Raw genomic sequence first — 13,948 nt, forward strand, 5'->3', positions numbered from 1 at the left:
GCTGCTAGTGCAGAATTGGCGTTGAGGGAGAGCAGCGACAATATGTGGGAAAAAGTGGACCAGCTAACGCCGTCGCGTTACTCGCCTTACCGTTTCTTTTCGGCTGAGGAATGGGCGGGCTTTCGCGCCGACACGCCGCTCACTTTGACTTACGACGAGGTCAAGCGGCTGCGATCGCTGGGCGACCCCATCGATCTGGACGAGGTGCGGCGCATCTATCTGTCGCTGTCGCGCTTGCTGTCGGCGCATGTGGAGGCAAGCCAGCTTCTGTTCGAGCAGCGCAAGCAGTTCCTCAATATGGAAGAGTCGTTCAAGACGCCTTTCATCATCGGCATCGCCGGTTCGGTCGCGGTCGGGAAATCCACGACCGCGCGTATCCTGAAAGAACTGCTCGCCCGCTGGCCGTCGAGCCCGAAGGTCGATCTGGTGACGACCGACGGTTTTCTCTATCCCAATGCGGTTCTGCGCGAGCAGAACATGATGGAGCGCAAGGGCTTTCCCGAAAGCTACGATGTCGGCGCGGTTCTGCGCTTCCTGTCGGCGATCAAGGCCGGCATGAGCCAGGTGCGCGCGCCGCTCTATTCGCATCTGAGCTACGACGTCTTGCAGGGCGAATATCAGATCGTCGACAAGCCGGATATCCTCATATTTGAAGGCATCAATGTGCTGCAGGTGCGCGATCTGCCGGAAGACGGCAAGATGGTGCCCTTCGTGTCGGATTTCTTCGATTTCTCCATCTATATCGATGCGGAATCGCAGCTGATCCACAAATGGTATATCGACCGCTTCATGCGGCTGCGGGAGACCGCCTTCGTCAATCCGGAATCCTTCTTCCATCGTTATTCGCAGCTTTCCGAAGACGCGGCGCGTTCGATCGGCGAAGGGCTGTGGAACAATATCAACCTGAAGAATCTCAAGGATAATATCCTGCCGACGCGCCCGCGCGCCGATCTGATCCTGCGCAAGGGCAGTGATCATCTGATCGAGGAAGTCGCGCTCAGGAAGATATGAAGAAGGGCCGGTTTCCGGCCCTTTTCTTTTGGTGGCAAGGCAGCCGGTCAGGCCGCGCAGTCGCGCATGAAACGCTGCAGATACGCATCGAAGACGGCTGGCGTCTCGCGGAAAGGCGCATGCCCTGCACCATCGATGACATGGGTCTTGTCTTCCCACAGATTGCCGAAACGGACTTTCGAGACGAAATCGAGTTCGACGAACGGCTCGTCGCGCCCGTTGACCACAGCTATGGGAAGCATTGCCGCGGCAACGATATCGCGCTGGTTTCCGCCGGTCCCGGCTGCAAATTTTTCGAACATGATGCGCCGCGCGCGTCCATCCGTACGGGCGACGATATCGAGCAGCGAGGCTTCAAAAGGTTCGCCGCAGGTACTGCGCGCATAGGATTCGACATCACGGGCTGAAAAGACTTCCTGTCCGGCGAGCGCCATGTCGGGACCGCTCTTGAACCCCTGCCCCACTTCCTCGCGCGCCACCGGCGGCGTGCCTGTGATCATCAGGCCACGCATACCGGGAAAGCGCGAGATCATCTCGATGCCGATATGGCCGCCGAGCGACCAGCCGAAGACCACCGCCTCCGAAATGCCGAGTTTTGCGAGAACTTCCGTCATCGCGTCGGCATAGCCTTCCATGGAATAGCTGCGGTCCGGATCGAGCGCATCGCCGGACTGGCCATGGCCCGGCAGATCCGGTGCGATTATCCGCCAGTTCCTGCCGATCTCGCCTTCAAGCTGGGGCGCGAAGATGGCGCCTGCGCTGGAATTGCCGTGAATCATCAAAAGCGGCATCCCCTCGCCCGCGCTTTCACGAATGGCAATGCTGCCGTGGCTGGTTTCAAGCTCGCGATAATTGATCGTCATGTCATCTGTTCCCACAATCTGGAAATTTAGTCGAAAGAAACCTTTCCGCGGCCCTTCTTGATGTCGGATCGTCCGGACTTGGCCTTGAGACGGCGTTCGACGGAGCCTTTCGTCGGCCTGGTCTTCTTGCGCGGCGGCGGCGGTGGTTCGGCTGCCTTGGCAACAAGTGCGATCAGCCGTTCGCGCGCGTCCTCGCGGTTGCGCTCCTGGGTGCGGAAACGATTGGCTTCGATCAGGATATCGCCGTCCTTGGTGCCTTTCTGTCCGGCGAGCTTGAACAGCCGCGACAGGATATCCTCCGGCAGGCCGGAGCGGGCAGCATGAAATCGCAGCTGCACGGCGGTGAAAACCTTGTTGACGTTCTGACCGCCGGGCCCTGAGGCACGGATAAAACTCTCCTCCAGATCGTCTTCACGGATCGTCAGGCGATTGGTGATGCGGATGATGTTCCGGTTCTCTTCCATGACGAGGAGATATACCGCTTTGTATCCCTTATACAAAAGAAAAACCCGGCCTTTCAGCCGGGCTCTCCCTCCTCCTTAGGATGGTAAAAGCATGTCTCCAAAAAGTGGGAACCGGTTTTTGGATGAAGACATGCGTAGAAAAAGCTATTCCGCGGCGATGCGGATCGACGGAGCCGCGTCCTTGACCTCATGATCGACATGGCTTTCGAACTTTTCGAAATTCGTGACGAACATGTCGACCAGTTTCCTGGCCTGCGCGTCGTAGGCAGCCTTGTCGGCCCAGGTCGAACGCGGATCGAGGATGGATTTGTCCACGCCCGGTACTTCGACCGGAACCGCGAAACCGAAATTCGGATCGATGCGGAATTCGGCATTGTTCAGCGAGCCGTCGAGCGCTGCCGCGAGCAACGCACGGGTTGCCTTGATCGGCATGCGCTTGCCGGTGCCGTAGGCGCCGCCGGTCCAGCCGGTATTGACCAGCCAGCAATCGACCTTGTGCTCGGCGATCAGCTTGCGCAGCAGGTTGCCGTATTCCGACGGATGGCGCGGCATGAACGGTGCTCCGAAGCAGGTCGAGAAGGTCGCTTCCGGTTCGGTCACACCCTTTTCGGTACCGGCGACCTTCGCCGTATAGCCGGACAGGAAGTGGTACATTGCTTGTGCCGGCGTCAGCTTGGCGATCGGAGGCATCACGCCGAAGGCATCGGCCGTGAGCATGATGATGTTCTTCGGCTGGCCGCCCTTGCCCGTCTTCGACGCGTTCGGAATGAAGTCGAGCGGATAGGCGCAACGGGTGTTTTCGGTCAGCGAGCCGTCGTCGAAATCCGGCTGGCGGTGTTCGTCGAGAACGACATTTTCCAGAACCGTGCCGAAACGCTGCGTGGTCGCATAGATTTCCGGCTCCGCTTCGGCAGACAGGCGGATGGTCTTGGCATAGCAGCCGCCTTCGAAATTGAAGATGCCGTGTTCGCCCCAGCCATGCTCGTCATCGCCGATCAGCGTGCGGGTCGGATCGGCGGAAAGCGTGGTCTTGCCGGTGCCGGACAGGCCGAAGAAAACGGCCGTATCGCCGTTCGGGCCTTCATTGGCCGAGCAGTGCATCGGCATCACGCCCTTGGCGGGCAAGATGTAGTTGAGCGCGGTGAAGACGGACTTCTTCATTTCACCGGCATAGGAGGTGCCACCGATCAGCACGATCCTGCGGGTCAGGTCGACGGCGATCACCGTTTCGGTGCGCACGCCGTAGCGCTCCGGATCGGCCTTGAAGGATGGCAGGTCGATGATCGTCATTTCCGGCACGTAGGAAGCAAGCGCTTCCTGTTCCGGACGGATCAGAAGATTGCGGATGAACAGCGAATGCCAGGCATATTCGGTAATGACGCGGGCATTGATCTTGTTGTCGGCATCGGCGCCGCCGATGAGATCCTGAACGAAAAGCTCCTTGCCCTTCGCATGTTCGATGAAATCGGCATGAAGCAGGTCGAAGGCCTCCCGGCTCATCGGCTTGTTATTGTCCCACCAGACGTGATCTTCGGTGTCGGCGTCACGCACGACGAACTTGTCCTTCGGCGAGCGGCCCGTGTGCTGGCCGGTGCGTGCGACGAGCGCACCTTGCGCCGACAGCTCGGCTTCGCCCCGGCGAACGGTTTCCTCATAAAGACGCGCTGGCCCGAGATTGTAAAAGACTGCGGAGAGTTCCTTCAGTCCTGAAGTGGCAATGGAAGCGGCCGTGTTGTGAATGCCGGTCTCTCTCATGATGTCTCCGCCGTGGTTTGACAATTGATCGGTCTCTTTTCGCGTCATCATATTTGAACGCAAAACAGAGGATGGCAGTCAGAAACAGATTAATCGTGGCAATTCAAATATTTAATCGATTTAAAATTTTTGAATTTTTTTTAAATCGGTTAACCTGCATGTTATGAGCCGTTCGATTCCGGGAATGTCCGCCCTGTGGCCATTAACCAAACGGCGATTCGGTGAAAGGCGTTTCACCGCTTCTTCGGGCGCTGCCACATTTTGTACCTAATTTGTACTGCACAAGCAGGCGCATTATACTAATATCGACGCCGAACCGGACGTTCGATCCATGAATCCGCCGGTTCTGGCGGCTGAAAGACGTCCCCGGCCGAAGCTATCGGTCGGCTTAGTTGAAGGAGAAAGGTTCGCATGAAGGAAGCCTCGGCAACGCAGACAATTGCGCTGGTCGACGACGACCGCAACATCCTGACCTCCGTGTCCATCGCGCTGGAATCGGAAGGCTATCGGGTCGAAACCTACACCGATGGCGCATCCGCGCTGGACGGTCTGATGGCGCGTCCGCCCAATCTTGCGATCTTCGATATCAAGATGCCGCGCATGGACGGTATGGAGCTTCTGCGCCGCCTGCGCCAGAAATCCGACCTGCCCGTCATCTTCCTCACCTCCAAGGACGACGAGATCGACGAGCTTTTCGGCCTCAAGATGGGCGCGGACGATTTCATCACCAAGCCGTTCTCGCAGCGTCTTCTGGTAGAGCGCGTCAAGGCGGTGCTTCGCCGGGTCGCGGCGCGTGACGGCACGGCCAAGCCGACCGGACAGCAGGCGAAGTCGCTCGAACGCGGCCAGCTGGTCATGGATCAGGAGCGCCACACCTGCACCTGGAAGGGCGAACCGGTCACGCTGACGGTCACCGAATTCCTCATTCTTCATTCGCTGGCGCAGCGCCCGGGCGTGGTGAAAAGCCGTGACGCCCTCATGGATGCGGCCTATGATGAGCAGGTCTATGTGGATGACCGCACCATCGACAGCCATATCAAGCGCCTGCGCAAGAAGTTCAAGGCGGTTGACGACGATTTCGAAATGATCGAAACGCTCTATGGCGTCGGCTATCGCTTCCGCGAGGCTTGATAGACAATTACATATCGCCAGGCCGTGAGGTCTGGCGGTAATTCAGTGAGAGCAGACAGAGCGACATGGTCGCAGAGACCCGGAACGATGGCCTGACCGGCCAGAAATCGGATTTGCGCGAACGCAGGGCCCGGCGGCAGCGCTCGGTCTTCTGGCGTCGCTTCTTTGCGCCCCTGCGCAAGTTTCTCGGCCAGTACCTGTTCTCGAGCCTGACGCGCCGCATCCTGTTTCTCAATCTGGCGGCGCTGGCGGTTCTCGTTTCCGGCATTCTTTATATGAATCAGTTCCGCGAGGGACTGATCGACGCGAAGATCGAAAGCCTGCTCACGCAGGGCAAGATCATTGCAGGCGCAATCTCCGCTTCGGCGACGGTCGATACCAATTCGCTGATGATCGACCCGGAAAAGCTTCTGGAGCTTCAGGCCGGGCAAAGCCTGACGCCTTCGCCGGATTCCCCGGATAATTGGGAATTTCCCATCAATCCCGAAAAGGTCTCGCCGCTGCTGCGCCGGTTGATCTCTCCGACGAGCACGCGGGCGCGCATCTATGATCGTTATGCCAACATGCTGCTCGATTCGCGCGCGCTCTATTCGCCGAGCTTCCCTTCGGCGGGACCGGTTCTGCGCTATGACCTGCCGCCGATCGAGGAAGAAACGCCGTCCATATGGGAACGCGCCGGAACATGGATTTCGCACCTGTTCTACGGCGGTGGCCTGCCGGTCTATCAGGAACAGCCGGGCGGCAACGGCCTCGCCTATCCGGAAATCGTCAAGGCGCTGGCCGGTTCGCCGCAAACCGCGCAGCGGCGCAATGAAAAGGGCGAGCTGGTCGTCTCCGTGGCCGTCCCGATCCAGCGTTCGCGCGCAATCCTGGGCGTGCTCCTGCTTTCCACCGAAGGTGACGATATCGACAAGATCGTGCAGGCCGAACGCATGGCGGTTTTCCGCGTGTTCGGCGTCGTGTCGCTCGTCATGGTCATCCTGTCGCTTTTCCTCGCATCGACGATTGCAAGCCCGCTGCGCAAGCTTTCAGCCGCAGCCGACCGCGTTCGTCATGGCGTGAAAAGCCGCGTGGAAATTCCCGATTTCTCCGAACGTCAGGATGAGGTCGGCCATCTTTCCACGTCCATCCGCGAGATGACCGATTCGCTTTATACGCGTATCGAGGCCATCGAGAGCTTTGCCGCCGATGTCAGCCACGAGTTGAAGAACCCCCTCACCTCGCTGCGCAGCGCCGTCGAAACCCTGCCGCTCGCCAAGACCGATGAATCGCGCAAACGGCTTCTCGATATCATCCAGCACGACGTCCGCCGCCTCGACCGCCTGATTACCGATATTTCCGATGCATCGCGTCTGGATGCGGAACTTGCGCGCGAGCATATCGACCGCGTGGACATGAAGACGCTTCTGACCAATCTCGTGACGGCAGCGCGCGAAGTGCGCCGCAACAAGGTTGGCACCGAGATCGTCTTCAATACCGGCAAGCTGCCAGCCGGAAAGAAGGGTTTTTATGTTGCCGGTCACGACCTGCGTCTCGGCCAGGTGGTGAGCAACCTGATCGAGAATGCCCGTTCTTTCGTCCCCGACGATACGGGCCGCATCGTGGTGACGCTTTCCGGCGAAGGCAGCCGCCTGCGCGTGCTTGTCGAGGATAATGGTCCGGGCATTCCGATCGAAAATATCGAGCGCATCTTCGAGCGCTTCTATACGGATCGCCCGGCATCCGAGGCTTTCGGCCAGAATTCCGGTCTTGGCCTTTCGATCAGCCGCCAGATCATCGAGGCGCATGGCGGCACGCTGACGGCGGAAAACATTGTCGATCCGGCAAAGCCCGACCAGTTCAGGGGCGCGCGTTTCATCGTCGACCTGCCGGCAAGCGCATGACGCCCGAAGAGGAAAAAAGCGGGCTTCACGCGACAACGCTTCAGGTGCGGGGTCGCGGCGTCATGATCATGGGGCGTTCCGGCGCGGGCAAGACCGAACTTGCCTTGACCCTTGTGGAAAGAGCGCTCCTGCGCGGTGAGGCGGCATCGCTCGTCGCCGACGACCGCACATTGCTTCATGTGGAAGACGGCAGGCTGGTCGCCAGCGTTCCCGCAAGCCTCGCCGGTGGCGTGGAGATTCGCGGTGCCGGGCTTTTCAAGGTCGCTTTCGTGGAGGCCGCGCCGCTTTATCTCGTCGTCAGGCTTGTGGATCGTGACGAGGCGGAGCGCTATCCGAGCGGCGGGACGTGGGAGTTCGAGGGTGTTTCCCTGCCCCGGCTTCTTTTGCCGGCTTTGTCGTCGAATGGCGATTCCAACGCGCTTTCGCGGGCTATCGAGGCCAGCCTGTTCTACGAAAAATGGCCTTCCGAGGAAGGCTGAAACGGGCTTCGTTACGAATCGATTAATTTTTCGCGACACTGCGGCATTTTGCTTTTTTCATGGCAGCGTGGGAATTTTTCACTTGCTATCAAGATTTGCGCTGCCAAGATGCACAACTCGCCGGCGCTTTTCCGGCGTGGTTTCAGTGCCATCTGACACTCTGGCGGGGTGATGCGGCGGGCACGCGACGGGAGCTTTTATAGTATGATCGGACTCGTGCTTGTTACGCACGGAAGATTGGCCGAAGAGTTTTTGCATGCTGTCGAGCATGTAGTCGGGCCGCAAGACAATTTCGAGACCGTTTGCATCGGTGCCGAAGACGATATGGAACAGCGTCGGCGGGATATCGTTGACGCGGTGGAGCGCGCCGATAACGGCAGCGGGGTCATCATCCTGACCGACATGTTCGGCGGTACGCCGTCCAATCTGGCTATTTCCGTCATGAAGGAAGGCAAGGTCGAAGTCATCGCGGGTGTCAACCTGCCGATGCTGATCAAGCTGTCGAGCGTCCGCATCGGGGGCGACATCAAGACAGCCCTGCGCGAGGCGCAGGATGCGGGGCGCAAATACATCAATGTTGCGAGCCAGGTCCTGACAGGAAAGTAATTCATGCACTCCAGCGTGCCCGTTACCGGTGAATACGAACCCGAAACCGCAGTTTCCCGATCCTTCGAGATTGTCAACAAGCGCGGCCTTCATGCCCGGGCTTCGGCCAAGTTCGTGCAGCTGGTCGACGGTTACAACGCCCATGTCCGCGTGAGCAAGGATGGCATGACCGTGGGCGGCACATCGATCATGGGCCTGATGATGCTCGCCGCATCGCCCGGCTGCTGCATCGATGTCAGCGCCTCAGGCGAACAGGCCGACGCGGTGCTTGATGCCCTTCAGACGCTTATCGCCGACAAGTTCGGCGAAGAATGCTGAAGAACGAAACTGCCGCCGCTGTGGGCGATCTCAACGATCCGGTGGCCGTTTTCGATGCGGGGATCGGCAGTTACGCGCTGGTCGAACTGATCAGGCGCAGCCAGCCACATCGCGATATCATCTATTTTGCCGACCGGGCGAGTTTTCCTTATGGCGCGAAGAGCCGCGATCAGCTGCTGTCGATCATGCGCCGTACGATTCATTACCTGACGGGACTTGGTGCGCAAACAATCGTGCTTGCGTCCAATGCACCTTCCGTCATGGTTCTCGATACGCTGAAAAGCGAGTTTTCAGTGCCGGTCTACGGTGTGGCGCCGCCGGTTCGTGCCGCGCTTGCGGCAAGCCGCAGCGGCAAGGTCGCGGTCATGGGCGTGCGCTCGATGATCGAGAGCGAAGAGCTCGCGCGTTTTATCCGGACACAGACCGATAGTCCTGACGATGTTGCCTTGATCGATGCGTCCGCGATGGTGGAACTGGTGGAAAACGGCGCTTTCCTTCGGCAACCGGACGAGACTGCGCAACAGGTCGCCGCATTCTGCGATGAGATTGCCGCCAGCCACCCGCTCATCGACACGCTGACACTCTCGAGCACCCATCTGCCTTGGCTGCGACCATTCTTTGAGCAGGCGCGCCCGCACTGGCGGTTTTTCGATCCGGCTGACGATGTGATCGCCGCGCTCCCGCCACCCGAAGGCGGTTCGGGCCGCACGGTCGCCCTTGTCACGGAAAGCGAAACCTATCCCGTTTCCGGTTTTCGCCACATGCTGGAAATATTGCAGGTCGATCTTCCTTTGACGGTCATTGATCCCCTGCCCGGCAGACATGCCTGATATGCACGTATAAAGATTTCTTTATATTGCGTTGTGCTCCGGCCCGCAATCTGCTAGTCAGATCGCCAGCCGGAGCGCTTTCCCGCATGGAAAGCCGCTCCTATACTGGAATGCAATTCCGGCCACAGACTACATTTTCGTCGCGCTGGAACTGCCCCGGAATTGCTTTTTGATTGGAGCACGCGATGACCGCAAGCCAAGATTTTGTCGTCAAGGATCTTAGCCTGGCCGACTGGGGCCGCAAGGAACTCGATATCGCAGAAACCGAAATGCCGGGCCTGATGGCGGCCCGCGAGGAATTCGGCAAGTCGCAGCCGCTGAAGGGCGCGCGCATTTCCGGATCGCTGCACATGACGATCCAGACCGCCGTTCTGATCGAAACGCTGCAGGCGCTCGGCGCACAGGTTCGCTGGGCTTCCTGCAATATTTTCTCGACGCAGGATCATGCAGCCGCCGCGATTGCCGCAACCGGCACGCCGGTTTTCGCCATCAAGGGCGAAACGCTTGAAGAATACTGGACCTATACCGATAAGATCTTCCAGTGGCCGGACGGCGAGCCGTCCAACATGATCCTCGACGATGGCGGCGACGCCACGATGTATATCCTCATCGGCGCGCGCGCCGAAGCGGGCGAAGACGTTCTGTCGAATCCCGGTTCGGAAGAAGAGGAAGTGCTTTTCGCGCAGATCAGGAAGCGCATGGCTGAAACGCCCGGCTTCTTCACGCGCCAGCGCGACGCCATCAAGGGCGTGACGGAGGAAACCACCACCGGCGTCAACCGTCTTTACCAGTTGCAGAAGAAGGGCCTGCTGCCTTTCCCGGCCATCAACGTCAATGACAGCGTCACGAAATCGAAGTTCGACAACAAATATGGCTGCAAGGAATCGCTCGTCGACGGCATCCGCCGCGGTACTGACGTGATGATGGCCGGCAAGGTCGCCGTGGTCTGCGGCTATGGCGATGTCGGCAAGGGCTCGGCCCAGTCGCTTGCCGGTGCCGGCGCGCGCGTCAAGGTGACGGAAGTCGACCCGATCTGCGCGCTTCAGGCCGCAATGGACGGTTTCGAGGTCGTTACGCTGGACGATGCCGCTTCCACCGCCGACATCATCGTGACCACGACCGGCAACAAGGACGTGATCACCATCGACCATATGCGCAAGTTCAAGGACATGGCGATCGTCGGCAATATCGGTCACTTCGACAATGAAATTCAGGTGGCTGCGCTGCGCAACCTGAAATGGACCAATGTGAAGCCGCAGGTCGATCTTATCGAATTCCCGGACGGCAAGCGCATCATCCTGCTTTCCGAAGGCCGCCTGCTCAATCTGGGCAACGCGACCGGCCATCCGAGCTTCGTCATGTCGGCCTCTTTCACCAATCAGGTTCTGGGCCAGATCGAGCTGTTTACCCGCACCGACGCCTACAAGAATGAAGTCTACGTGCTGCCGAAACATCTCGACGAGAAGGTCGCGCGCCTGCATCTCGACAAGCTTGGCGCCAAGCTGACTGTGCTTTCCGAGGAACAGGCTGCCTATATCGGCGTCACTCCACAGGGCCCGTTCAAGTCGGAACACTACAGGTATTAACCATACATTAAGCATTGCACTACATGTTGAGACCGGACAGTTGACAAGCTGCCCGGTCTTTCTTTTTGCGAGCAAGATGCTTCACGTGGATTCGCCGGAAGGGTATTGTGTAGGCGAATCAAGGTGTTTGAGCGGGTGTTTGCGTTGCGCGTTTTTTGCCGGTTGTGGCGGGAAGCGACAGGACGATTCATCCGTTAAGCGCCGCGCATTGGCCCGGAAATCGGAACCGGTTTTCGGAAAGCACAATGCGCAGATCAAACAGTTAGAGTGTCCCTTGTGCGCTGGTAAGAGCGCACGGCGCTCTAAAATGTGTCGGCTATCGTGCACTGTGGTGGCGTGCGTATGGTCGGCCTTGATGTGTATTGAAGTGTTTTAATGCGGCCAGTCTGCCCAGTCGGCAGTTTTCATGGCCGGGTGGCGGAGAAAAGGACAACATGCCAGAGTTCGGCGCAGCGGGGATTTTGCGGAATGTTTCCGCAATCGTTACTGGCAGGCAATGGCGTCCTGCCGCCCATGTTGCAAGGCCGTTTGCCTGGCTTGCCCCCAAAAAGGCCCTGATGAAGGCTTCCGTTTCTGCTGCAACGCTTTTCGCGGCGGCGCCCGCCTTTGCGCAAGGCGCGGAATCGGCCCGCATTGCCCTTCCCTTTGGCGGCGGCAGTATCGGCGCTTTCGAGGTTATCCAGTTTTCCATGTTCCTCGGCGTCATGGGTGCAGCCCTTCTTTCTGCCGGATGGCTGATTCGCGAACGGTCACGCGTTACCGCCGAAAACAAGGAACTGCGCTCCAAATTCGCCGATCTCAATCTGGTCGCCCAGCGCAATGAAGCGCTGCTCAACCTCAAGGATCAGCGTATTGTTGTCTGGGATGGCCACAGCACGCGCGCTGAAGTCGTCGGGCTTTTGCCGGACGAAAGCGCTGCCCCGCAGGACCGTTCGGCCTTTCTGGCCTTTGGCCGCTGGCTGCGCCCGCAATCGGTCGTGGCGCTTGAACGGGCCATTGCGATGCTGCGCGAACAGGCGCGGTCTTTCGATCTCACGGTTGAAACCGTCAACGGCACCCTGCTCGACGTGCGAGGGCGCACGTCCGGCGGATTTGCGGTCGCCCGTTTCCTGAGCTTGCAGGGCGTGCAGGCGGAACGCGCGGCGTTGCAGGCGCAGAATCGTGAATTTTCCGAACGTATCGAGCTTTTCCGCCGTCTTCTTGACCGGATTGAGCAGCCCGTTTGGGTACGTGACACCGGTGGTCGCGTCGAATGGGTCAATGCGGCCTATGCACGTGCGGTCGATATGGCTGATGCAAGCCAGGTCATTTCCGAAGGCCGTGAACTTTTCGGAGCGCAGGCGCGCCAGCGTCTGGAGCGCGACCGTTTTGCCGAACCCGTCCTGCAGGAACAGCTCACGGCTGTCGTGCACGGCGATCGCCGTCTTTTCAACGTGACGGATGTGAGTGCGGAAACGGGTTCAATCGGCCTCGGCGTCGATCAGACCGAAGTGCAGGCGGTGCGGGAAGAACTGAGCCGTACGCTGAAGAGCCACGCGGAAACGCTTGACCAGCTTTCGACCGCAGTGGCTATTTTCGATCCTGAGATGAAGCTGCAATTCTTCAATCAGGCTTTTGCGAAGCTCTGGTCGCTTGATACGGCGTGGCTGGAATCGCAGCCGAGCAACACGCTGATCCTCGACCGCCTGCGTTCGGAAGGCAAACTTCCGGAACAGCCGGAATGGCGCAAGTGGAAGGATTCAGTCCTTTCTGCCTATCGCGCGGTCGAGCCGCAGGAACATATGTGGCATTTGCCGGATACGCGGACGATGCGCGTCGTCGCCAATCCGCATCCGCAGGGCGGCGTGACCTGGTTCTTCGAGAACATGACCGAAAAGTTCGAACTTGAAGGCCGTTACAACACGCTGATCAAGGTGCAGGGCGAAACGCTCGACCATCTGGCGGAAGCCGTGGCGGTGTTCGGTTCCGATGGCCGCATCCGGCTTTCCAATCCGTCCTTTGCCGATCTCTGGGCGCTGCCGATGCCGCTCATTGTCGAAGGCACGCATATTTCGTCGATCGCCAAGATCTGCAGCGAGCGCGGCGGCAATGGCCTTTGGGACGATTTCGTCTCCACCGTCACCGGCTTCCTCGACAAGCGCGACGGGCGCATCGGGCAGGTGGAACTGGATGACGGCACCATTCTCTCCTTTGCCGTGGTTCCATTGCCCAAGGGCCAGACCATGCTGACCTTCATTGACGTCACCGACACGGTGCGCGTCGAACGGGCACTCAAGGAAAAGAATGAGGCGCTGGAGCTCGCCGACCAGATCAAGAACGATTTCGTCCAGCACGTTTCCTATGAACTGCGTTCACCGCTGACCAACATCATCGGCTTTACCGAACTGTTGCAGACGCCGGCCTTCGGATCGCTCAATGAGCGTCAGATCGAATATCTCGACCATATCAGCACGTCGTCATCGGTTCTGCTGACGATCGTCAACGATATTCTCGATCTTGCTACCGTCGACGCGGGGATCATGGAGCTGGAAGTCGGCGAGGTTTCCGTCGTGGAAGCGATTTCCGCTGCCGCCTCCCGCTTAGGCGAGCGCATGCGCGACCACGATATCGGGCTCGATATCGACATTGCCGACGATGTGGATGTGTTCAAGGCCGATGCCAACCGCGTCCGTCAGGTGCTTTTCAATCTGCTGTCCAACGCCACGAACTATGCGCCGGAAGGCTCCAGCATCCGGCTGCAGGTGGCGCGCGAAGGATCGGAAATCGTCTTTGCGGTTCACGATGACGGTCCGGGAATGCCGGGCGAGGTGCTCGACACGGTTTTCAAGCGCTTCCAGTCCTATCCGAATGGCGGGCGCCGCCGCGGTGCCGGACTTGGACTTGCCATCGTCAAGAGCTTTGTTGAGCTGCATGGCGGTTCGGTCGATATCGATACGGGCTCCGGGCGCGGAACAACGGTCATTTGCCGCTTTCCGTCGGAAACACGCAGCTTCCGCATCGCCGCCGAATAAGATAAAGGGTG

At 59.2% G+C, this 13,948-nt stretch carries 12 protein-coding genes; 9 read left to right on the forward strand and 3 right to left on the reverse strand.

Going from position 1 to position 13,948, the window contains the following annotated elements; translation table 11 throughout:
• The first annotated feature begins 42 nt into the window (after positions 1 to 42).
• Positions 43 to 1,011: a type I pantothenate kinase gene (coaA, locus tag J9800_RS18815; RefSeq protein WP_114214477.1), complete on the forward strand. Its 969-nt coding sequence runs from the start codon at positions 43 to 45 to the stop codon at positions 1,009 to 1,011.
• A 47-nt stretch (positions 1,012 to 1,058) separates the two neighbouring features.
• Here the strand turns inward: coaA and J9800_RS18820 are convergent, their stop codons facing one another.
• From J9800_RS18820 to J9800_RS18830, 3 genes are all read right to left on the reverse strand, one after another.
• Positions 1,059 to 1,874, reverse strand: a complete 816-nt coding sequence (locus tag J9800_RS18820) for an alpha/beta fold hydrolase (protein WP_114214476.1) — start codon at positions 1,872 to 1,874, stop codon at positions 1,059 to 1,061.
• A 26-nt stretch (positions 1,875 to 1,900) separates the two neighbouring features.
• Positions 1,901 to 2,338 carry an alternative ribosome rescue aminoacyl-tRNA hydrolase ArfB gene (gene arfB / locus J9800_RS18825; RefSeq protein ID WP_210845909.1) on the reverse strand — a complete coding sequence of 146 codons (438 nt, stop codon included), beginning with the start codon at positions 2,336 to 2,338 and terminating at the stop codon, positions 1,901 to 1,903.
• A 144-nt stretch (positions 2,339 to 2,482) separates the two neighbouring features.
• Positions 2,483 to 4,093, reverse strand: coding sequence for a phosphoenolpyruvate carboxykinase (locus J9800_RS18830; RefSeq protein WP_114214475.1), 1,611 nt, complete (start codon positions 4,091 to 4,093; stop codon positions 2,483 to 2,485).
• Between the two features lie 411 nt (positions 4,094 to 4,504).
• On the opposite strand from J9800_RS18830, the gene J9800_RS18835 reads away from it, so the two are divergent.
• The 8 genes from J9800_RS18835 to J9800_RS18870 all read left to right on the forward strand — a co-directional run bounded on the left by J9800_RS18835 (position 4,505) and on the right by J9800_RS18870 (position 13,937).
• The gene (locus J9800_RS18835) at positions 4,505 to 5,224 is read left to right on the forward strand and encodes a response regulator transcription factor (protein WP_006468074.1); all 720 of its coding nucleotides are present in this window, start codon (positions 4,505 to 4,507) and stop codon (positions 5,222 to 5,224) included.
• Between the two features lie 65 nt (positions 5,225 to 5,289).
• Positions 5,290 to 7,107 (forward strand): sensor histidine kinase, encoded by a 1,818-nt coding sequence (locus tag J9800_RS18840; protein ID WP_114214474.1) that lies wholly within the window; start codon positions 5,290 to 5,292, stop codon positions 7,105 to 7,107.
• Positions 7,104 to 7,586 (forward strand): HPr kinase/phosphorylase, encoded by a 483-nt coding sequence (locus tag J9800_RS18845; protein ID WP_112586845.1) that lies wholly within the window; start codon positions 7,104 to 7,106, stop codon positions 7,584 to 7,586. The genes J9800_RS18840 and J9800_RS18845 overlap by 4 nt, the downstream gene beginning before the upstream one ends.
• Before the next feature lie 204 nt (positions 7,587 to 7,790).
• Positions 7,791 to 8,192, forward strand: coding sequence for a PTS sugar transporter subunit IIA (locus J9800_RS18850; RefSeq protein ID WP_006472522.1), 402 nt, complete (start codon positions 7,791 to 7,793; stop codon positions 8,190 to 8,192).
• Between the two features lie 3 nt (positions 8,193 to 8,195).
• Positions 8,196 to 8,510 (forward strand): HPr family phosphocarrier protein, encoded by a 315-nt coding sequence (locus tag J9800_RS18855; RefSeq protein ID WP_112586847.1) that lies wholly within the window; start codon positions 8,196 to 8,198, stop codon positions 8,508 to 8,510.
• Entirely contained in the window at positions 8,504 to 9,340 is an 837-nt protein-coding gene (locus J9800_RS18860) for a glutamate racemase (RefSeq protein ID WP_114214473.1), read from the forward strand. Before J9800_RS18855 ends, J9800_RS18860 begins: the two co-directional genes overlap by 7 nt.
• A 185-nt stretch (positions 9,341 to 9,525) precedes the next feature.
• Positions 9,526 to 10,926, forward strand: coding sequence for an adenosylhomocysteinase (ahcY, locus tag J9800_RS18865; RefSeq protein ID WP_021587566.1), 1,401 nt, complete (start codon positions 9,526 to 9,528; stop codon positions 10,924 to 10,926).
• 557 nt (positions 10,927 to 11,483) lie between these two features.
• Positions 11,484 to 13,937 (forward strand): sensor histidine kinase, encoded by a 2,454-nt coding sequence (locus J9800_RS18870; protein ID WP_286167408.1) that lies wholly within the window; start codon positions 11,484 to 11,486, stop codon positions 13,935 to 13,937.
• Positions 13,938 to 13,948 lie beyond the last annotated feature (11 nt).

The sequence above is a fragment of the Ochrobactrum sp. AP1BH01-1 genome (genome assembly GCF_018066705.1).
Classification (GTDB): Bacteria; Pseudomonadota; Alphaproteobacteria; order Rhizobiales; family Rhizobiaceae; genus Brucella.